Source organism: Bacteroidales bacterium (assembly GCA_035299085.1).
Classification (GTDB): Bacteria; Bacteroidota; Bacteroidia; order Bacteroidales; family UBA10428; genus UBA5072.
The window spans coordinates 47,500-68,873 of the sequence record DATGXG010000024.1 but is presented as its reverse complement, the minus strand read 5'-3'; the positions used below and the strand labels follow the sequence as shown (position 1 = coordinate 68,873).

Annotated in this window: 12 protein-coding genes; 8 read left to right on the top strand and 4 right to left on the bottom strand. The window is 44.8% G+C overall.

Annotated elements, in window-relative coordinates:
* The first annotated feature begins 3 nt into the window (after nucleotides 1–3).
* The 8 genes from VK179_06775 to VK179_06740 are packed head-to-tail and all read left to right on the top strand — an operon-like array spanning nucleotide 4 to nucleotide 17,389.
* On the top strand, nucleotides 4–3,249 hold the full coding sequence (locus tag VK179_06775) for a SusC/RagA family TonB-linked outer membrane protein (GenBank protein ID HLO58427.1): 3,246 nt from the start codon (nucleotides 4–6) through the stop codon (nucleotides 3,247–3,249).
* Nucleotides 3,250–3,257: 8 nt separating this feature from the next.
* A complete protein-coding gene (locus VK179_06770; protein ID HLO58426.1) occupies nucleotides 3,258–5,003 on the top strand; it encodes a RagB/SusD family nutrient uptake outer membrane protein in 1,746 nt (581 codons plus the stop codon).
* 49 nt (nucleotides 5,004–5,052) lie between these two features.
* On the top strand, nucleotides 5,053–6,546 hold the full coding sequence (locus tag VK179_06765; GenBank protein HLO58425.1) for a DUF4859 domain-containing protein: 1,494 nt from the start codon (nucleotides 5,053–5,055) through the stop codon (nucleotides 6,544–6,546).
* 35 nt (nucleotides 6,547–6,581) lie between these two features.
* The gene (locus VK179_06760; protein ID HLO58424.1) at nucleotides 6,582–8,720 is read left to right on the top strand and encodes a DUF6055 domain-containing protein; all 2,139 of its coding nucleotides are present in this window, start codon (nucleotides 6,582–6,584) and stop codon (nucleotides 8,718–8,720) included.
* Nucleotides 8,721–8,722: 2 nt separating this feature from the next.
* The gene (locus VK179_06755) at nucleotides 8,723–10,435 is read left to right on the top strand and encodes a CotH kinase family protein (GenBank protein HLO58423.1); all 1,713 of its coding nucleotides are present in this window, start codon (nucleotides 8,723–8,725) and stop codon (nucleotides 10,433–10,435) included.
* A 2-nt stretch (nucleotides 10,436–10,437) separates the two neighbouring features.
* On the top strand, nucleotides 10,438–12,567 hold the full coding sequence (locus tag VK179_06750) for a family 43 glycosylhydrolase (GenBank protein ID HLO58422.1): 2,130 nt from the start codon (nucleotides 10,438–10,440) through the stop codon (nucleotides 12,565–12,567).
* 33 nt (nucleotides 12,568–12,600) lie between these two features.
* A complete protein-coding gene (locus VK179_06745) occupies nucleotides 12,601–15,030 on the top strand; it encodes a glycoside hydrolase family 127 protein (GenBank protein ID HLO58421.1) in 2,430 nt (809 codons plus the stop codon).
* Between the two features lie 4 nt (nucleotides 15,031–15,034).
* Nucleotides 15,035–17,389 (top strand): beta-L-arabinofuranosidase domain-containing protein, encoded by a 2,355-nt coding sequence (locus VK179_06740; GenBank protein HLO58420.1) that lies wholly within the window; start codon nucleotides 15,035–15,037, stop codon nucleotides 17,387–17,389.
* 80 nt (nucleotides 17,390–17,469) lie between these two features.
* Here the strand turns inward: VK179_06740 and VK179_06735 are convergent, their stop codons facing one another.
* From VK179_06735 to VK179_06720, 4 genes are read right to left on the bottom strand one after another with little or no spacing between them, the layout of a single operon-like run.
* The gene (locus tag VK179_06735; protein ID HLO58419.1) at nucleotides 17,470–18,249 is read right to left on the bottom strand and encodes an ABC transporter permease; all 780 of its coding nucleotides are present in this window, start codon (nucleotides 18,247–18,249) and stop codon (nucleotides 17,470–17,472) included.
* A gap of 2 nt (nucleotides 18,250–18,251) precedes the next feature.
* Nucleotides 18,252–19,166, bottom strand: a complete 915-nt coding sequence (locus VK179_06730) for an ABC transporter ATP-binding protein (GenBank protein HLO58418.1) — start codon at nucleotides 19,164–19,166, stop codon at nucleotides 18,252–18,254.
* Between the two features lie 50 nt (nucleotides 19,167–19,216).
* Nucleotides 19,217–19,819 (bottom strand): helix-turn-helix domain-containing protein, encoded by a 603-nt coding sequence (locus VK179_06725; GenBank protein HLO58417.1) that lies wholly within the window; start codon nucleotides 19,817–19,819, stop codon nucleotides 19,217–19,219.
* 60 nt (nucleotides 19,820–19,879) lie between these two features.
* The gene (locus VK179_06720) at nucleotides 19,880–21,226 is read right to left on the bottom strand and encodes a sugar porter family MFS transporter (protein ID HLO58416.1); all 1,347 of its coding nucleotides are present in this window, start codon (nucleotides 21,224–21,226) and stop codon (nucleotides 19,880–19,882) included.
* Between the last annotated feature and the right edge of the window lie 148 nt (nucleotides 21,227–21,374).

The window sequence follows — 21,374 nt, the reverse complement described above, 5'->3', positions numbered from 1 at the left end:
GGGATGTTTCAGATTTCAGCCTCTGTTTACTCCCAGAAGACAACCATGTCATTTACCATGACAGACAAGAGCGTCAAGGAAGTACTGGATTTTATCCAGGAAAAAACCGAGTTCCGCTTCTTTTATAATGAAGATTTTACTGATTTAAACCGTAAAGTCAGCCTTGATTTAAAGGAAACAGGTATCGAAGATATTCTGGATACCCTGCTTTCTGCATCGGATGTGACTTACAAAGTGCTCGACAATAACCTGATTGTAATCACTCCCAAATCACTGGTACAACAGCAGACTATAACCGGAACGGTCACAGACGCGGCCACCGGCGAACCCCTGATTGGCGTCACCGTTATGATTGAAGGCACCAACCGGGGTGTCATCACGGATGTAAAAGGACACTTCAGCATTAATGCCTCTCCCGGAGAAATCCTTATGATCTCTTACATCGGCATGGAAGCACAAAAAATTCCTGTCGGATCAAGCACAACCATTAATATTGCCCTTAAAGGTTCTGTAAAGGAGATTGACGAGGTTGTGGTGATCGGGTACGGCACCATGCGTAAAGCCGATGTGACTAGTGCTGTCACCAATGTGAAAAAGGAAGACTTTCTGGCCGGAAATATCCAGGATGCCGCTGAACTGATCAAAGGTAAGGTTGCCGGACTCACAGTTACAAAGGGTTCGGGTGACCCCAATGCTGAATCAACTATCAGACTCAGGGGAATCATCAGTATGCTTGCCAACAACAGCCCCCTCGTTCTCATCGACGGAATCGAAGGGTCACTCAACAGCGTTGCCCCTGAAAACATTGTGTCAATTGATGTATTGAAGGATGCCTCCGCAGCCGCCATTTATGGTACCCGCGGTGCAAACGGCGTCATACTCATTACAACCAATTCAGGAAAACGCATGGAAGATACTAAGGTGACCTATGCAGCCTACGGTACCATGTCGAATTATTATAAAGTGGCTGATTTTATGGATCCAACGGATGTTATTTTCGGAAAGACCGCTTTAAAGGACAGGGGATGGGATACAGACTGGCTTAAAGCCGTATCACAGATCGGATATACCCAGAATCACAGTTTAAGCATCACAGGCGGTACTCCTAAGACAAGCTATTCCGCAAATTTCTCTTATCGCCAGGAAGAAGGGACCATTAAGAAATCAAATAACGAGGAAATGAAGATGTTGTTTGACCTCAGTCACTGGCTTATAAATGATAAAGTTAAAATCAATTTCAACCTGGTTAAGGGAACCCATAAAAATGATGTGACCAATGCAGGCAACGGCGGTGTTAATAATATCTATCGCCAGGCCGTAATTCGCAATCCCACGGAGCCCATTTACAATGTCGACAATGATCCACTTCTCAGGAAGTATTATGAGGATTTTTCGGTATTCCAGTACTATAACCCGGTGGCTATGATTTATGAAAACGTCGGTGATTATAAGAGTGAATGGACTCGTCTTACAGGAAACGTCACTGTTGAACCAATCTCTGGATGGCAGACTAACCTTAAAGTATCCACCAACCGGTCAAACGGGAATTCCGAAATTTATACAACCCGGAATTATTATACATGGAAAACTGCCGGCTTTGAAGGGTATGCCTCAAAAGGCAGCCATTATTCCGAATCGAATCAGCTTGAAGTCACATCCAAATATGAAAAGATGGTACAGAACATTCACCATATTTCCGCTTTGGTGGGTTACAGCTACCAGTATGATAAGTATGAATCCATGTCGGCTTCAAATTATGACTTCCCCACAGATGCCTACCTGTATAACAATATTTACATGGGCGCTGCTCTTAAGAATAAAGAGAAGCCCGATGGAGGTATGGGAAGCGGTGCACAGGACAGCCGGCTGATCGGATTTTTCGGAAGGGTAACTTATGGATTCAAAGATAAATACAACATCCTGGCCAGCGTTCGTTACGAAGGATCATCAAAATTCGGTGAAAATCACAAATGGGGTATGTTCCCTGCTGTTTCGGCAGGATGGACAATCAGCAATGAAGATTTCATGAAGAGCTTTGATGTGATCAGTAACCTTAAGCTGCGTATGGGTTACGGCGTAACCGGCATCATTGCCGGTGAGTCGTATAAATCACTTGTCCTTTATGATTATAACACCTCTTCATGGGGGTATTACCTGAACAGCAAAGGAGAATGGGCACCCAGCCTTGAAGCGATTTCCAATCCCAATCCAAACCTGAAATGGGAAAAATCAGCTGAGTTCAATATTGGTCTCGATTTCGGACTTCTTGGAGAACGCATTACCGGATCTGTGGATTTCTATAACAAGGTATCAAGTGATCTGCTTTATTATTACAAGGTTCCGTCACCACCCAACTTGTTTACCACCACATATGCCAACGCGGGAAAAATGCAGAATCGCGGTGTTGAAATTATGATAAAGGCTATTGCTATTCAGCGGGGTGACCTGCAGTACGCTACTACTTTTACGGCATATCATAACAGTAATAAGGTTGTCAGCCTATCCAATGATCTGTATAAAACGGATAATTTCCAGGATAATGGCTGGGCCGGGGATCCGGTTTCTCTTCCTACACAAAGACTTGAAGTGGGATCGCATTTTGGCCGCTATTATAGCCTGAAAACGAAGGGTCTGTCCGAAAACGGTTTATGGATGATACAGAATCCTGCCACCGGCAAATATGAAGAGTTTACCGCTGCAATGGCTACCGCTGAAAGTTCATACAGGCAATGGCTCGGCGCTTCTGCAATTCCGAAACTATATCTCAACTGGGATCATTTTGTACGTTACAAGAAATTTGATCTGAATGTACAGATGAGCTCACAGCTGGGGTTCCAGATTGTAAATGAACAGCGCATGTTTTATGAGAACAATTCAATATCCTATAACAGGCTTGAATCTGCCGCTGATCCCATTCCCATTATTGATGAAAATGGAAATAAAACCGGGGAATCAAGGCTGATGTCGCCTGCCCAGTCGCAAACCATTGTCAGTTGGTATTATGAGAACGGAAACTTCGTAAAAATTGACTACGTTACCCTGGGGTATAACTTCAATACCACACGGCTGAAGTTTGTCGATAATTTCCGTATTTACCTTTCTGGTGAAAACCTCTTATGCCTTACCAAATATAAAGGACTCGATCCTGAACTGGGCAATGCCGATATCTATTCGCTCGGAATTGACGGCAGGGATAAATATCCTACCATCCGCTCCTTTACAATCGGCGCCAATATAAACTTTAAATAGTACGCATTATGAAGTTGCATAACTATATATACACTGCCTTTATAGCCCTTGTATTGGTGTTTGCATCGTGTACCGACCTGGATGAAAACCTTTACAGTTCGCTATCAGAAGATAACATTTCGTATACCGATGAAGAAATCGAAAGCATGTCGGGACCGGTTTATACAAACCTGCGCTACACCTACTGGGCCTGGGAAGGATTATTTGATCAATCAGAGGAAAGCGGCGACCTGATGATGACTCCTTTACGTCCGGGAGTTGGATGGGGCGCCCAGTACATCCTGATGCACAAGCATACCTATAATTCCTCCATCGGCCATTTCTACCAGACATGGTACTATCCTTATGTAGGCATTGGATACTGCAATAAACTGCTTGATATGCCACAAATCCAGGCAAAGAAGGAAAAAGTGGCCGAATTCCGTGCCATGCGGGCGCTATACTATTACATTCTGTTTGATATTTTCAGAAACGTTCCCCTGATCACTTCATCTGACATTCCGGCAGGTTTTCTGCCTGTACAGGAAGATCCGGTTGTTGTATATGACTTTATAGTTTCAGAGCTGGAAGCTGCTAAGGCCGACCTGGTTAAAACGTCAGGATATGGCCGCATGAACTATTATGTGGCCTGCATGACGCTTGCAAAAGTTTACCTTAATCACAATGCCTGGTTCTATGGCAATGAGACCGAAGGTTTTACCGGCAACGAATGGTATCAGAAAGCTGAAGCCGAAGTGGATGAGGTGATGGCCAATACGACTTATCAACTGGCTCCGGATTATAAAGATCCGTTTATGGCTGATGCAAGCGGCTGCAAAGAAGTCATTTTCGCCATACCGCTCGACGGAACATATGCATCAGCGAATTACCTGAGCAACAAATGCCTTCATTCTGCCAGTGCAGCTACATTCCTGTATAATTCCGCACCATGGGATGGCAGCTGTGCAGTGCCCCAGTTTATTGACACATACGATTCCGATGATAAGCGAAAAACGGATACCTGGCTGTTCGGTCCGCAGTATTCATATAAAAATAATGGCACTGACATAACCATTTACCAGTACAATGATTTGGTGGCTGCAGGAAATACTGCAGGACTGGTAGCCACACCGATCAGCACGAGCGACGGACCACTCAATTATTCCGTGTTTGTTCACAGCATTGATAACCCGGGAGCTTTCAAAATGGAAGGCGCCCGGTTCTGGAAGCAGGAAATTGTTTCAGGACAAACCGGTTCATCCGGAACGGATGTTTGTTTCTACCGTCTTGCCGATGCCATGTTTATTAAGGCTGAGTGTCTGCTCCGATTGGGTGTGGACAAGCAGGTTGCGGCAGATCTTGTAACCGAAGTTCGTCAGCGGTCATTTCCTACCAATGCAGCTAAAGCAGTTCGCACGGTCGCTGATCTTGAGGGCGGCAGCAGATATGACTACGGTCTGCGTGAGACTCAACACGATACGCAGGGAAATGATGTACAGGTTTTCACACATGAAGGCGGAGCCGATATTGAACTTGGAGGGTTGCTCGATGATCTTGCCTGGGAATTCGTGGGTGAACATCACCGCAGGCAGGACCTGATACGATTCCGTCTGAAAGATGGCTCACGCAATGTGTACAACGGAAAATCAAGATTCTGCTATGATGCATCATCCGTGGCTTTGTCAGATGACGTGAACAAAAATTTGTACCCGATTTACCAGGAATTTCTGGATGCCAATATGAACCTGAAGCAAAATCCGGGCTACGAACAGTAGTTATTATTTAAAGACTATCAAATCAAATAAAATTATAAAACCTACACCTATGAAAAAAAGCATTTTCCCAGCATTGGTTTTTATAGCCATTATTATTTCATTCTTCGCTGCATGCGAAAAGGATGATGTAACAGGAAGACATCAATACACTGACGAGGAGCTGGCTGAAAAAAGGCGCCAGGATTCACTCCGCCAGATTATTCCTGCGGATTACGTGTTTACCCAGGATGTGGTGCTCCCATACTCCGACAACTGGGAGCCGGTTACCATCAATCTGGTCCAGGGAAAAGATACAGCAAAACTACTTGAGTTGTTTGAGTACGCTTCAACTCCTGAACTGGTTGCTGCTCTGGGTACCCTTGAAGGAAATCCTCCTGATCTTGTTCAGACAGGTAATGATATCACTTTCTATGCTTATAACTGGTCGACCAAATATGAAGTAAATGATCCGTCATCCACTAATAATTTAGGTCACTGGTTTGATGCAAATGGTGATGTTACCACATGGGGCAATGGACAAATTCTATATTGCGAAAAGCTGGAGGGTTCCACACTTGAATTCAACATCGGTCATTTGCCGGGTGGTCTGGCAGTAGGTGATAAATTCAGCATTGTTGAAGCTATGAAATATGACACCACCAGTGTGGCTTTTGTTTTTAATATTACAATTGCTGATGAGAAACCCCTTGTTTACCCGGTAACAACCCTCGAAGGTACATCTACTTATGACATAGAAGCCGAACTGAACAATGATTATACCGCTACTCCGGTTGAAATTGATGCAGCTGCGATAGCTGCTGCAATAGGCATTGCCCCGGGCGATGCTGAAGTTTACGGTATTAACGCCACTACCGATTCATTGTATATTCTTGGTTCTACAGCTGAAGCACCAGGTTACTGGTTTAACACACTGGGTGATGTATGCAACTGGGGAGACACCCTCTGCGGATTATATGCCAACTATATCATTGCTGATGAGCTCTTCAACATCGGCCAATTCCCTGATGGCGTAACTGCCGGTGAAACCTATACGGTAAAAATAGCTTTTGTAAACCTGGATAATCTCAAGCAATATAATGTGGTCATCCATGTTACCATTACAGGGGCGCCGGTAGTTTACCCGGAAACCACAATTGAAGGTACATCGACCTATGATATTACAGTAGACAAGAACAATGATTATGTGGCTACACCGGTTGAAATTGACTCACTTGCCATTGCAGAAGCAATCGGAATCGCTCCCGGAGATGCCGATATTTACGGTATTGACGCCTCAACCGATTCACTGTACATCGCAGGCTCCACAGCCGAGGCTCCGGGTTACTGGTTCAATACTACAGGCGATGTATGTAACTGGGGAGATGACGGTTGCGGACTCTATGCAAATTATATCATTGCCGATGCCCTGTTCAATGTGGGTCAGTATCCTGACGGTGTTACACCGGGAGAAACCTATACGGTAAAAATAGCTTTTGTAAACCCGGATAACCTGAAAGAATACGATGTAATTATTAATGTCACAATTGCTAATCCTGCCCGATGACCGGAAAATCGAATTACATATACAAACATAAGCCAGTGAAACCTGGCTTATGTTTTATTCCCTTATCTCTTTTGATCCTTTTGTTGATCACATCCTGCAAAAAAGATCCTGAAGAAACAGAAGCCTATATTTCGATTTCAAAAACTGAAATATCGCTTACCGGTAGCGGAGGTGAAGTTACAGCACGGATCAAATCGGATCAGAGCTGGACTATCAGCCAGATTAGCCAGCAATGGGTTAGCGCCGATCCTGTAAATGGTGCCGCCAATGAAATGATAACCGTAACTTTTACTGTTGAGGAAAACACTGTTGATTCAGCGCGCACTGCCATTGTTACGATCCGCTCGGGCGCATCCACAAAGGAGATTGCCATCACACAGGCACCTTCGGGCGGAACCATTGATCCAGGGGATATCGATGTGAGTAAAATCTATATTCCCCAGGAATTAAGGAATATGGATTTATACACAAGCACAAGTGTTTGGTATTACGGCCGCAGTAAGCAGTCGGAACATTTCATCGTGTTCTGGGGTAAAGGGTATGATGAATATGGAAAAATCACTCCCACTAACTATCCCAATGCTGCCTACCGGGTTAACATAGATGATCTGCTGGCAAAGGCCGAAGAGTTTTATGATATGAATGTCAATACGCTGAAATTCATTACTCCCGGTCATTCTAAAACGGATCAATATAAGATGATGATATTCCTGCTTTATCAAACCGAATGGCTTGCCACGGGAGCAGGGTACGACAATACAATCGGTGCACTGTGGGTAAGTCCGAATACCTGTCAGCCAGTTGGTTCAACTATAGCCCACGAAATCGGTCATAGTTTCCAGTACCAGGTGTATTGCGATAATGGCGGTAATTCAGGCTGGCGTTATGGATTCGGAGGAAACGGCGGCAATGCATTCTGGGAACAGACCGCGCAATGGCAGTCGTTCCAGAGCTATCCCGAACAGATTTTTACGTCCTATGATTTCCCTGTATATATCGACAACTGCTATCATTCCACCTTCCACGAATGGCAGCGCTATGCCAGTTATTTTATTCATTATTACTGGGCTGACAAGCACGGCATTGATTTCATAGGTAAACTGTGGCAGCAATCAGGCGAACCAGGAGAGGAAGATCCTGCCCAGGCCTATATGAGGATAACCGGCATAAATCTTACGGAATACAATGATGAGCAGTTTGATTACGCTCGCAGGATGGTTACATGGGATCTGGATGCCTTTCGTGAATACAGCAAAAACTTTATCGGTGCCCATAGCTGCCTGATGAACAAATCAGTCGACGGTTACTGGCAGGTTGCTCCTGAAAATTGTCCCGAGAATCACGGGTACAATGTGATCCGGCTGAATGTGCCGGCAGGCGGTACAGAACTTACTGCCAGTTTCGAAGGAATTGCAGGAACTGCCGGTTATAACGCTGTAAATATAGCCTCCGCCGGATGGAGATACGGATATGTAGCCCTGCTTGATGACGGTACTCGTATATACAGTGACATGTTCTCACAGAGCACAGGCAATGCCACGTTCACATGTCCCGCAAATTGCAGCAAACTCTGGTTTGTTGTAAGCGGTGCACCGACAAGCTACTGGAAACATGCATGGGATGAAGACGCCTCGAATGATGAACAGTGGCCTTACAAAGTTAAGTTCACAGGAACCAACCTGTATGGCAACATTGATTTTACACCAGAAGATCACCCGCATAATGAAACTTTCGTTTTTGATGTTTCATTTCCGGCTGATGCAGCAGCTTATAGCGGGGCAACCGTTTCGGTTGATGTGGTGAAACTTTGCTATGCTTATATATTAAGTGCAACCGAAATCACATCAAATACTGGATTACCGTCTTCATCAAAGAAAATCAAGTTTTACGGAGTCAACAGTGATGGTTCACTGGTTACAGGTACCACAGCAAATGGCTATGGCCATTGGTTTGACGCCAGCGGCAATGTCTGTGCGTGGGCTTCCGGAACAACAGGATCTAACAAAGTATATTCTGAATTTGATGAGAAGAACTTTGTTTTCACCCTGGGTCAGCATCCCGGACGATGCACGGCCGGCGATGTATATCATATCAAACAGGCAATGGTATATTCGCCCTCTACCGGCAATTACTATCAGGTCACTTTCGAGTTTAACATTACAATAACCGATTAAAGGTGGCTGATACCCGACTTTTGCTCCTGCCCGCTGTGTTCGGTTTGATTCTGTCCTGCGAACGTCCCGATTCCGGTCATGATATACCTGAAGACCCGGTGACTCCGGTCGAATTCGGGGTTTATAATATGAACATCCAGGTAGACGGTAATGCTCCTGTTGTATCCAAAGAATCCGGAGATTATCTCACCTGTTCAATTAAAATCAATGGTAACGGAATTGCCCCCGATTACCAGGGAACCGGCAGCATCAGGGGCAGGGGCAATTCTTCGTGGTTTTGGTACGATAAAAAGCCCTACAGGATCAAGCTTGATATGGCATGGTCCCTGCTTGGCATGAAAAGCAACCGCGATTGGGTATTGCTGGCAAATTACCGCGATCCGACCGACCTCATGAATGCATTCGGATTTGAGGTGGCCAGGTACCTGGGGATTCCTTTTACAAATCATACACGGTATGTTGAATTAACTCTCAACGGAGATTACATCGGACTATACCAGCTGACCGAACAGGTGGAACAGGGTGGAAACCGGGTAAATATTGCCGGTGAAGGGGCATGGCTGATTTGCCTGGATCTGGATGACGGACCCGATTTAAGTCCGGATGCCACGGATAATTTCCGTTCCTCGGTTTTCGAACTTCCCGTTTGTGTTAAATATCCTGAAGAACCAACGGCTGACCAGCTGATAACAGTGAAGAATGATTTTGCAGCACTTGAAACTGCCATAAACGATTATGATTACAATGCAGTTTCAGCACTGCTCGACATTCCGTCATTCATCAATTACCTGATCCTTGAAGAATTCGTGTATAATGTGGAAACCGATGCTCCGCGAAGTGTTTTTCTGTATAAAGATACTGACGGAAAATATGTATTCGGTCCGGCCTGGGATTTTGATGCCGGTTTTGATTTTGACTGGGGAACCATGGTTACCGGTCATAACTATTTTAATCAACAGGAGCTTGTAATGGGCACTGATCCTTCCAATCATACAAACGGTTACCGGATTTCCGATTTCTTCACGCTTATGTTCAGGAACCACCAGTTTGTTTCGGAATACAAATCAAGATGGAATGAAGTAAAGGATTCGATTTTCAGTCATTCCTGGAAGATCATGGAGAAATACGACGCAGTCATTATGGATGCCCTTGCAAGAGATTTTGAACGGTGGCCGATTGACAGGGACTACACGGAAGAAACAGCCAGGATGCAGGAATGGCTTTCATCCAGGGTGGATTACCTCACAACGGTGATCAACGGCTATCCTGACGGAACTGTGCCAACGGTAAAGGTTGACTGTGGCGAAATGTCAATTTCCGACACCTTATCGTTTCAACTCGGATATGCTCAGAATGTAACGGTTGATATTGATGAAAGCGACCTGATATCTAAATTAGGAATAACACATGACCTGCTTTATGGCCCAAACCTTCGGATCGTACCCCTAAAAACGGATGGCACAGAGGGTATGAATAACACAAACGGGGTATATGGCGGATGGTTTGAAGAGGACAACAACCCCGGGTACTGGGCAAACGGTCATGTGTATATTGAAGTGTTTGATAACCTTACACAATGGAGCTGCGGGTTGAGGGCTGAAACCGGCTATTGTTCCGTTGGAGAGGAACATACTGTGCTTATGCAATACCAGTATACTACTGGGACCCAAACTAAAACGGTAACTGTTTCAGTAACTTTTATTATTGCTGATTGAAGATGAACCCGATTTTCATTCTTACTGCATTATTGTTATTCGGGAATTGGCAGTCCGGGGAAACACAGGCCACTGCCCCGGGAAATGGCAATCCACTGGTGCCGGGATATTTTGCTGATCCCACCATCCTGAAATTCGGTGATTTGTATTACCTGTATGCCACAACCGACGGTGTCAAGCTGGCATCAGGCGAGCCGCAGGTATGGATCAGCAAGGACTTTGTGAACTGGTACAACCAGGAATTGTATATTCCTCTTCCAGAAGGGTTGACCAATTGCTGGGCTCCCGATCTAGTGAGGGGTACTGATGGCAGATATTATTATTACCAGGGAAATTGCGAACAGGGATGCAATATTTATGGGTATGTTTCCGAAACGCCAATAGGCCCATGGATCCGGCTGAACAACGGCCGGCCTGTGATTCCGGCAGGCACAGGCATTAAGGATTTGCCGGCTCTTGATGCACAGTTTATGTGGGACAGCGACAGCTCGCTGTATTCCTACTTCGGAACATGGTGCACATCTTTCAAAGGCATGGGATGGGCCATTCTTGACAGGGCCGATATGACAACCATTCAGGAGGCCGGTTATATCCCGCTTCAACAAATTCCGCATGCTTTCGAGGGAGCCTATGCTCTCAGGAAAAACAGCCGATATGTATTAATGTATTCAAGCGGAGATTGTCGGTTAAATACTTATACCGTCCGGTATGCTTTTTCTTATAATCCCCGTGGCCCTTTTCAAGAAGGACTGAATAATCCTATCCTTGAATCGAATGCAGATGGTACCGTTGATTCTCCCGGTCATCACTCAGTGATCACTGAAGGCGGCGAGAGCTATATCGTATATCACAGGCATGATTATCCGCACAGCACAGGCGGTGAATTCAGACAGGTGTGTGTTGATAAGCTGATTTTCGACAATGACAGCACTATTCGTAAGATCGATGCCGATCATATTGGCATTGGTTACCTTGGGCCAAACCAGGTACCCTGTATGAATGTTGCCTATAAAACTGCTGTATCAGCCACTTCAAGTTATCATCTTGTGGCCGGTAAAACTGCATTTGCCAATGCATCTGATTATTTGTACATGCCAGAATACGCTGTTGACAATAATAACGGAACCCTGTGGAAAGCAGGCAGCGGCATGCTCCCGCAATCGCTGACAATTGATCTTGGCCGGGTAAGGCAGGTCAGAAGGATAATGACTGAATTTGAATACCCGACTTTTTACTACCAGTATAAAATTGAATTTTCGACTGACAACCGGAGCTGGTCAGTTTTTTCGGATAGAACTACCAATCGACGCAGCGGGTGCCCTATGATTGATGATTTTGATGCCAACGCCCGGTACCTGAGAATAACCATTACAGGCACTGAAAAAGCCGGTATGTATGCAGCAATCTGGAATATAAAAGTATATGATCAGCTGTTCCCGGTTCCTGAAATAAGGAACAGGGAAGTTCAGGAAGGCCCTGGTGCTTTGACTTCGAACAGCCTGCTGGTTGATCTGAATGCAGGAGTTTTGCCAACAGGTAATATTCCCGACCGATTTTTAAATCCCGGAACTCTCGGCGGAGATTTCATGAAATCAGGTGATCCGGCAGTAATGGTTAAAGATGGCATCAGAGCCATTTATTTTGACGGGAAAAGCTGGCTTAGACTAAGTAAGAAAGCACCGGCCAGCCTTGACTGGAATTCAGCCTATACGGTTTCCGGGTGGGTCTGCAACCCTGAAATAGGCCCTGGTGAATGCCTGTTGGTATGGAATTCACGCGAGAATATGCTACAGTCGTCCTATGCCGCGCTGATGTACGGCTCCGGTCCTTTCGGCGCTGTTGCGCACGGCGACGGCTATGTGGATCTGCCATACAAGACCGTTCCTTCCGCCAATCAATGGCATCATGTTGCTGTAACGTTCGATGGCATGATGGAGAAGGTTTATATCGATGGAAACCCCGATGCACAACTACCGATCAGCCTTTTCGTAACCGCCGGCGATATATTGATTGGTTCTTCCGGAGAGGAATCCGAGAATTTTTCCGGATACATTGCCCGTATGCAACTTTTCGACAGTGCATTAAAGGAAAATGAAATACAGGACCTGATGAATAAAACCAGCCCATTTTAATTTCAATATTGAATAACCTTATCTCTTGTAATTATGATAAAGTCAACGAAAAATTCAGCATGGTGTCTGATCCTGATCTGCCTTTCACTTTCCGTGAATCAGGCGTTATTGTCGCAGAAAAATGATTATCCCATTCAACCGGTTCCCTTTACATCGGTCGATATCCAGGATTCATTCTGGCTTCCAAAAATTAAAACAAACCATGATGTGACGATTCCTCATGGATTTGAAAAATCTTCCAACAGGCTGCTAAATTTTCAGATAGCGGCAGGCCTGAAAACCGGCAACTTTTCCTCTGATTTTCCTTTTGACGATTCGGATATTTATAAAATGATTGAAGGGGCCAGTTATTCGCTGCATTATTTTCCCGATCCCAAACTCGAAAAATTTATCGATTCAGTCATTGCCATTATTGGTATGGCCCAGGAACCCGATGGGTACCTTTACACCAACCGCACAATTGCAAACAAAAACGGTACGGCACCCCATGAATGGGCCGGTGACAGGCGGTGGGTAAATGAACATATCCTCAGTCATGAATTGTACAATTTAGGTCATCTATTTGAATCGGCCGTTGCATGGTACCAGGCCACCGGCAAAAGAAATCTGTTGGATATTGCCATTAAGGCCGCCAACCGTATTGACAGTGATTTTGGCCCGGGCAAGATCGAAGATTATCCGGGTCACCAGATCGTGGAGGTTGGCCTTGCAAGGCTTTACAGGGCCACAGGGGATGAAAGGTACCTGGACCTTGCCAAGTTTTTCCTAGATGTTAGAGGTCCGGGAGGCGAAGAATATTGCCAGGCCGATAAAAAGGTGGTTGAGCAGACAGAAGCAGTGGGTCATTCGGTTAGAGCAGTCTATATGTATGCGGGAATGGCCGATATTGCTGCCCTAAAAAATGATCCTTCATACATTAAAGCTATTGACAGGATATGGGAGGATATGGTAACAAAGAAGATCTACGTTACCGGCGGTATTGGCGCTTCAGGAGGAAATGAAGGCTTCAGCATTCCATACAGTCTCCCTAATGGTTCGGCATATTGCGAGACGTGTGCCTCAATTGGTAATGTATATCTTAACCAACGGCTATTCCTGCTTCACGGGGACGCTAAATATATCGACGTATTGGAACGTACATTGTATAACTCTCTGTTAGCCGGGGTATCCCTGTCCGGGAACCGGTTCTTCTATCCCAATCCCCTTATGTCAACAGGTAGCTACCAGCGGAGTCCATGGTTCAGCTGTGCTTGCTGCCCGCCAAATGTGGCACGGCTCATACCGTCGGTACCGGGCTACTTTTATGCCGTTGCAGACGACAGGCTTTATGTGAACCTGTTTGCAAAGAATACAGCTCAGCTCAAGCTTCAGGGGAAGAATATTGAAGTGCGGCAGAACACAAGGTATCCATGGAATGGAAGAGTTGAAATCACCGTTAATCCTTCAGAAAAGCAAAGTTTCACGCTGATGGTCCGTATCCCGGGATGGGCAAGGAATGAAGCTATTCCGGGCAACCTTTACCGGTTTACCGACGTTGATCAGCATGCTTATACAATTACCCTGAACGGGAAACAAATACAACCTGAAATAAAAAACGGATATGCCCTGATTTCAAGGACGTGGAAAAAGGGAGATGTTATCGTTCTTTCGCTGTCAATGTTAATCCATGAAATTATTTCGGATAAAAACCTGAAGGAAGACAGTGAATTGATTGCTGTACAGCGCGGACCTATTGTTTTCTGTGCTGAAGGTCCTGACAATGGTGGCAAAGTGCTCAATCTTGTTTATAAGAACAAGCTTAATATGAAACCTGTATTCGAACCGCATCTTCTTCAGGGAACCGAAGTCATTGAAACAAGCGCAACCCCGATTTCAGGAAAAGAAGAAAAAACAGTGAAGCTCATTCCTTATTTCCTTTGGAATAACAGGGGACCTTCGGAAATGGAGGTCTGGCTGTCGACCCGTAAGCCCAAACCATTACCTGACAGCCTGATCATTATTGAGGACAATGCAGGGGATAAGGCCTCTACCAATTACGTATCTTCCTGGGAAAGCCTGAACAGCATCTATGATCTGACAGAACCCAGAAGCTCGGCAGACAAGGGGAGCGGTGCTTTCGGGAACTGGTCGGGAGAGGGCGTTACTGTGGGCACGTGGAATTGGGTACAATATGATTTTAAGGAGGATAAGTTCATAGGAACCTCTGAAGTTTACTGGTGGGACGACAACCAGGGAATTACATTGCCCGATTCCTGCTTTCTGTCCTATTGGGATAAATCCGCAGGCACATTTGTAAAAATTCCGGAAACGGAATGTACCCGAAAGACCGGTACCATCAAACCGGATCAGTTCAATAAAACAGCATTCAAACCAATTCTCACCAATAAAATCCGTCTCAACTTCATCGGTTTTGAAAAAGCGCAGGGAATTCTTGAATGGTCAGTATATTCAAAAAAACAATAACACTATGAAAACCACAATCGGAATAGTATCTTCGTTTCTTATAGGCGTGATTTGTCTGGTATCATGCACAAATAAAGCCGGTACAATTAAAACCGGCGGCCGGGAAGTCATCTCTTTCAGAGCGATTCCTTTCGAAATAACCGATGTGCAACTGCTTGACGGCCCGTTTAAAAAAGCTACGGAACTAAACATAAAATCATTGTTGAATTATGAGCCTGACAGGCTATTGGCAGGGTTTCGCCGTGAAGCAGGTTTAAAACAAAAAGCGGAACAGTATCACGGCTGGGAAGACAATACACTGGCCGGACACAGTTTGGGGCACTATCTGAGTGCCTGTGCGCTTATGTATAAAACTACCGGAGACAAGCAGTTCCTCGACAGGGTAAATTATATCGTTGCAGAATTGGATACCTGCCAGAAAGCGAGTCCACTGGGTTATATAGGAGCTTTCAAGGACGGTGAAAAGATTTTTGAAAATGAAGTGGCAAAAGGGAAAATACGTACCGGAGGGTTTGATCTGAATGGTTTATGGTCACCCTTCTATACCATGCATAAGGTGATGGCCGGGCTACGCGATGCCTATGAACTTTGCGGGAATCAGAAAGCGCTTGAAGTGGAATCCCGGTTTGCAGGCTGGATTGGTACGATAGTGAACGATTTACCTGACTCTTCAGTACAGAAAATGCTGAATTGCGAGCATGGAGGAATCAATGAGGTCCTGGCTGATCTTTATGGTGATACCGGCGAGGAAAAGTATTTGAAACTCTCACAGGTATTCTATCACAAAGCCATCCTTGATTCCCTGCTGGCCGGCAAAGATGTTCTTCCGGGTAAGCATGCCAACACCCAAATTCCGAAGTTAATCGGATTGGCCCGCCAGTACGAACTTACAGGGGACCAGAATGAAAGGAAATCAGCTGAATTCTTCTGGGACAGGGTAGTGCATCACCATTCTTATGTAACAGGTGGAAACGGCAACAGTGAATATTTCGGTCCCGCCGATAAGTTGCGCGACAGGCTGGGGCCTTATACAACCGAGTCCTGCAATGTTTACAATATGCTCAAACTCACACGCCACCTGTTCATGTGGGATGCATCAGCCGCTGAAGCCGATGTGTATGAACGAATGCTTCTGAACCACATTCATTCGGCACAGAACCCGGTAGACGGGCGTGTGATATACAATCTTTCGCTGGATATGGGAGGAAGAAAGGAATTTGAGGATCCGTACTGGTTCACCTGTTGCGTGGGCACCGGAATGGAAAACCATTCCAAATACGGCTGGGATATCTACTATCATAATGATGAAGAACTTTTTGTAAGCCAGTTTATCGCATCACAGGTAACCTGGAAGGATAAGGCCGTAAAGGTGGAACAAAAAACAGCGTTTCCTGATGAGCAGGGTACAACCTTCACGATGGACTGTGAAAAACCGGTTAAATTCACCCTACAGGTGCGGTATCCTTATTGGGCAAAGGAAGGCTTTACCATTCTGGTTAACGGGAAAGAAATTAAAATTAAGAGTGAACCGGGCAGTTTTGTGACTATCAAACGAACCTGGAATAAAGGTGATAAGGTAGAAGTTAAAATGCCGTTCTCACTCAGGCTTGAAAACATGCCGGACGATTCCGACAGAGTGGCTGTTTTGTATGGCCCGGTTGTAATGGCTGGAATTCTTGGTCCCGAAGAGGACCCGAATGTTCCGGATCCGCTGTATGTGCCTGTTTTGATTACAGGAGAGCGCAATCCGGCCAGATGGCTTGAACCGGTTTCAGGCAAAACAAACACATTTCTTACGAAAAATGTGGGAAAACCTCGTGATGTGGAACTGGTGCCATTTTATTCGATCTATGAAAACCACTATACCGTTTACTGGGATTTGTTCACATACGACGACTGGAATAAGAGGGAGGCCTCCTATAAGGAACACATGGCCCATGTAAAGGAATTACAGGAAAAGACAGTTGATTTTGTGCAGCCAGGTGAAATGCAGCCTGAACGGGATCATAACTTCAAAAGCGAAAATTCAACCAACGGATTTTTCAAGGAAAGGGCAAACCGTGAATCCAGGGGAGGTTGGTTTTCATTCGATATGAAAGTAAAACCCGATAAACCGGTGGCTCTTGTTGTTGACTACTGGGGTGGTTTCCCTGGCGCCAAGACGTTTGATATCCTTGTCAACGGGAAAGTGATCGCCACTGAGGATATGAAAGGAAAGGCCGAGGGGCAGTTTACTGATACCCGGTATGAAATTCCTGCAGAACTGACCCATGGAAAGAACAAGGTTACCGTTACATTCCGGGCCCATGAGCGCAATACAGCCGGTCCTGTATTCGGGGTCCGAATCATTACAACCTGATAGTGCCTACTGGTATCACAACCTGACAGAGTCCGCAGGACCTGTCAGGGTTGTAATCAAATGACTTTAGGTTGCAGGTGTTATTTGTGATCTGCATTTTTCCACCAGTAAAGTGTACCAGCCATTCCTATAAAGAAAGTGACAGCAAGTATCATATAACTGGAAAAATGTAATTGCAGCCCCGGATCATGTGAAGCAACTGAGTACAAACCCGGAATTGACCAGGGGAAATAAGGCCCTATACCTAATAATCCGGCGAAATTAGCCATTATCAGGGTTACTATCATAAACCCCAGTGGAGCTACAATACCATTGCTGTAGCCCGAAAGAAAAGCAATCAGCGGGTTCAGTAACAGGGTGAGAACGGAAGTCATAAAGAACATTTTTGAGAAATGAACGGCAACCTGATTTGTTAAACCGGGCAAGTCAAGCATTAAACCGAAAAGCAGAGAAGCCAGAAAAAGAATGGCAGAAAGCATCAGGCACCAAATGAAGGCAACCGTCATTTTAGCATAAACTATCAATGATCTGCTGACAGGCAGTGATAGCATATCTTTGAAAGTTCTGTCAGAGTGTTCCCGGCCAAAAACCCATGAAGTGACAAACCCGTACCCGATGAACCCAACAGAGGCCATTGACTGGATGATCACCGTTCCGAATCCTGTCCAGTCATTTTCATTAAACATTTTGGCTTTTGTTCCGAATAATCCGAGTTTTGCCGCAATATCCGGATTTTTAGATACAAACATCATAAGAGCCATCATAAGCGGAATGAGTATGAAAAAGCCGACGGTAATAAAAAGAATTTTTGATTTTTGAACTTTAAGAATTTCTACACGAAGAATTGACAGGGCTTTCATGATTAATTGGATTGACTGATTGTTCTTAGAAAATAGGATTCGAGGTCTTCTTCAGTGACCTGCAGGTGCAGGAGGGGGAGATTATTACCAACCAAAAGTTCGGCCATCCTGTCGGGCTGATCAATGAAATGGTTGTCTGAAATTTCAATCATCTTATCGGGTGTTTCGTTTATGCGGATGCCCCTGGATACCATTAAATCCGTGGCTGCTTTATTATTGGCTGTATTGATCAGCAATCGTTTCCGGCATAACTTTTCCAATTCACTGCTATTGATTTCCTGTATAAGCCGACCATTGTGAATTATCCCGATCCGTGATGCAAACCGCGACACTTCTCCAAGGATGTGACTCGAAATAAACAGAGTGACCCCGTGGTTGTATGCCAGGTCCTTCATCATCTCCCTGATTTCATAAATACCGGCAGGATCAAGACTATTTGCAGGTTCATCAAGTAGTAAAATTGAAGGTTGGTGAATAAGTGCCTTTGCCAGTCCAAGACGCTGTGCATTTCCAAGTGAGAGATTTTTTGTTTTCCGATCCGCATAACGGCTCAGAGATAGCTTTTCCATTATCGTGTCCACAGACTTTCTGTCATTTAAAAAGCGGAGCCGCCTTATGATTTCGAGATTTTCCCTCACCGTTAACTCCGGGTATGAATAGGGAATTTCAACCAGGTAACCGGTGTCTTTCCATATATTCGTACTATTTGCTTTGACTTTCTGGCCATTTATGTAAGCTGTGCCTGATGTGGGTTTGATCATGCCAAGCAGCATCCGGATTGTGGTTGTCTTTCCGGCACCGTTCAGTCCCAGGAAGCCATATATTTCTCCTTTCCTTACGTTGAGCGATACATTTGAAACCGCTTTCACATCCCTGTAAAATTTGCTGATGTTATCCGTTCTGATTACTTCTTCCATAGATCTTATTATAATACCGAACAGTCGGTATGTTGGATAATAAAAAAAAATCAGGTTTTTAAATTCTTATATATTGAATTGAATGCCGACCTGAGGAAATCCGGGAAAGTTACCGGTTTATCACTGTTTATGAACCTTAGAAAAACACCGTCGGAGCAGAAAAGAAAAAGCTGTGCAATTTCTTCGTCCGTGTTTTCGCTTTTGATTTCTCCTGTCTTCCTGGCAACAGCTATAATTTTTTTCCAGGCATTAATATCTTTCCGGTGTTGCTGTAATTCCATTTTAAGAAATTCGGGGAAACGGCCAACAGCCTCAAAGAGGATCAGAAAGAAATTAAAATTGAATGACTCCCTTTCCTTTTCATCCACCATGTTGCTTAGTTGTTTCAAAGAAGTATCCAGCGAATCGATGTAGTCTTCATAAAACTTCTTCAGGGACGTTTTATTGAAAGCAGCATAATTTGCCGCCCCCGACGACATGAACCGGGTAACTATCTCTTTAAAAAGCTCCTCTTTGCTGGTAAAGTAATGGTAAAAAGCTCCTTTCGACATTCCCGTTTTTTCAACGATCTCCCGCATGGTAACATCCCTGTAGCTCTTCTGAAGAAAAAGGAGCAATGAAGTTCTTAAAATATGTTCTTTCGTCTCGTTCACAAACCGACCGTTTGGTATGCAAATGTACAACTTTTATTCATTCAATCAAATCCATTTGATCTATTTTTTTGTCAGTTCCATCTCAATCTCTTCCAGTGTTTTCCCTTTTGTCTCAGGAACCATTCTGAGAAGAATAAAGAAATACAGGAAGTTGATCCCTGAAAACAGCACGAAATTCCACATCGGGCTCAGGAGTCCTTTGCCATTGTTGCTTCCGAAAAGTATAGGAAATCCGAACGTCAGGGCAAAACAGGATATCCATAAGGTTCCTGTGGCAACCGACATGGCTGTACCTCTTATCCGGTTCGGAAAAATCTCTGACATGAGCACCCAGGTTACCGGCGCCAGGGTTGTGGAGTAGGTGGCAATAAAAAGCAGTACAAAGAGGGTTAGCCCGAATCCGCTAAACCACCCGAAATGAAAAAAGGCAGCAATGATCAAAAGCCAGAGTCCGATCAGGAAGGAGCCTCCGACCATTAATTTTTTCCTTCCAAGCCGGTCTACCAATCGTATCGCAAGAAAGGTGAATATGAAATTCGTAAATCCAACCAGAATCTGCTGAAAAAGCTGGCTTTTGATATTCATTCCTGCTTTTTCAAAAATGATGGGGGCATAAAAGAAAACCGCATTGGCACCGGAAATCTGCTGGAAAACGGCAAGGATAATCCCGATAAAAACGATATAACGCACACCCTTTTTAAAAAGATCGCTGACTTTTCCCCGGACTTCACCGGCAACTGTAATTTTAATCTCCTGCAATTCCCTGGACACAGCTTCTTTATCCATCAGGCGTGTCAGTATCCTTTCTCCTTTTTCTTCATTTCCTTTCAATATAAGCCAGCGCGGACTTTCGGGAATGAATAGCGTGCATATCAGGAACAGCCCGGCCGGAAAGGCTCCGGAAGTAAACATCCATCTCCAATTATCGGCAAAATCAGCCAGTATGTAGTTTGAGAAATAGGCCAGCAGGATTCCGGTTACAATGGCAAGCTGGTTCAATGAAACCATTCGGCCCCGGATGTCCGACGGACTGATTTCGGCAATATACAACGGTGAAAGCACCGAAGCAGAGCCTACACCGATACCGGCGATAATCCGCCAGATGATGAGGGAGGAGTAAGTTTGTGACCACCCGGTGAATATACAGGATACCGAAAAGATCAATGCAGAAACGAGCAGTGGAAATTTACGGCCAAAGCGGTCGGTCAATTGTCCTGTTGCCAGCGAACCGATTATGCACCCGATATATAAACTGCTGCCTGTCCACCCTAGTTGCACATCATTCAGGTGAAAATAGGGCTGGATAAACGGAATGATTCCTGAAAATATGGCAATGTCAAAACCGAATAGTAGTCCACCCAAAGCAGCCACCATACTGATAAGCAGGGTATACAGGCGTTTATTCATGTCATTTTGGAATGTACTATAAAGTAAATAAAAAAGTTTGAGGTTTGAAGTTTGAGGTTTGAGGTTTTGGGTTTAAAGTTTGAAGTTTGAGGTTTTAAGGCAAACGGCGGAGTATTGGTTAACAATAAACCTCAAACAATAAACCTCA

Excerpts from the sequence above, each read along its gene's own strand:
- VK179_06770 (HLO58426.1), top strand. The coding sequence starts at position 3,258 with ATGAAGTTGCATAACTATATATACACTGCCTTTATAGCCCTTGTATTG.
- VK179_06775 (HLO58427.1), top strand. The coding sequence starts at position 4 with ATGTTTCAGATTTCAGCCTCTGTTTACTCCCAGAAGACAACCATGTCA.
- VK179_06750 (HLO58422.1), top strand. The coding sequence starts at position 10,438 with ATGAACCCGATTTTCATTCTTACTGCATTATTGTTATTCGGGAATTGG.
- VK179_06735 (HLO58419.1), bottom strand. The coding sequence starts at position 18,249 with ATGAAAGCCCTGTCAATTCTTCGTGTAGAAATTCTTAAAGTTCAAAAA.
- VK179_06765 (HLO58425.1), top strand. The coding sequence starts at position 5,053 with ATGAAAAAAAGCATTTTCCCAGCATTGGTTTTTATAGCCATTATTATT.
- VK179_06740 (HLO58420.1), top strand. The coding sequence starts at position 15,035 with ATGAAAACCACAATCGGAATAGTATCTTCGTTTCTTATAGGCGTGATT.
- VK179_06730 (HLO58418.1), bottom strand. The coding sequence starts at position 19,166 with ATGGAAGAAGTAATCAGAACGGATAACATCAGCAAATTTTACAGGGAT.
- VK179_06720 (HLO58416.1), bottom strand. The coding sequence starts at position 21,226 with ATGAATAAACGCCTGTATACCCTGCTTATCAGTATGGTGGCTGCTTTG.
- VK179_06745 (HLO58421.1), top strand. The coding sequence starts at position 12,601 with ATGATAAAGTCAACGAAAAATTCAGCATGGTGTCTGATCCTGATCTGC.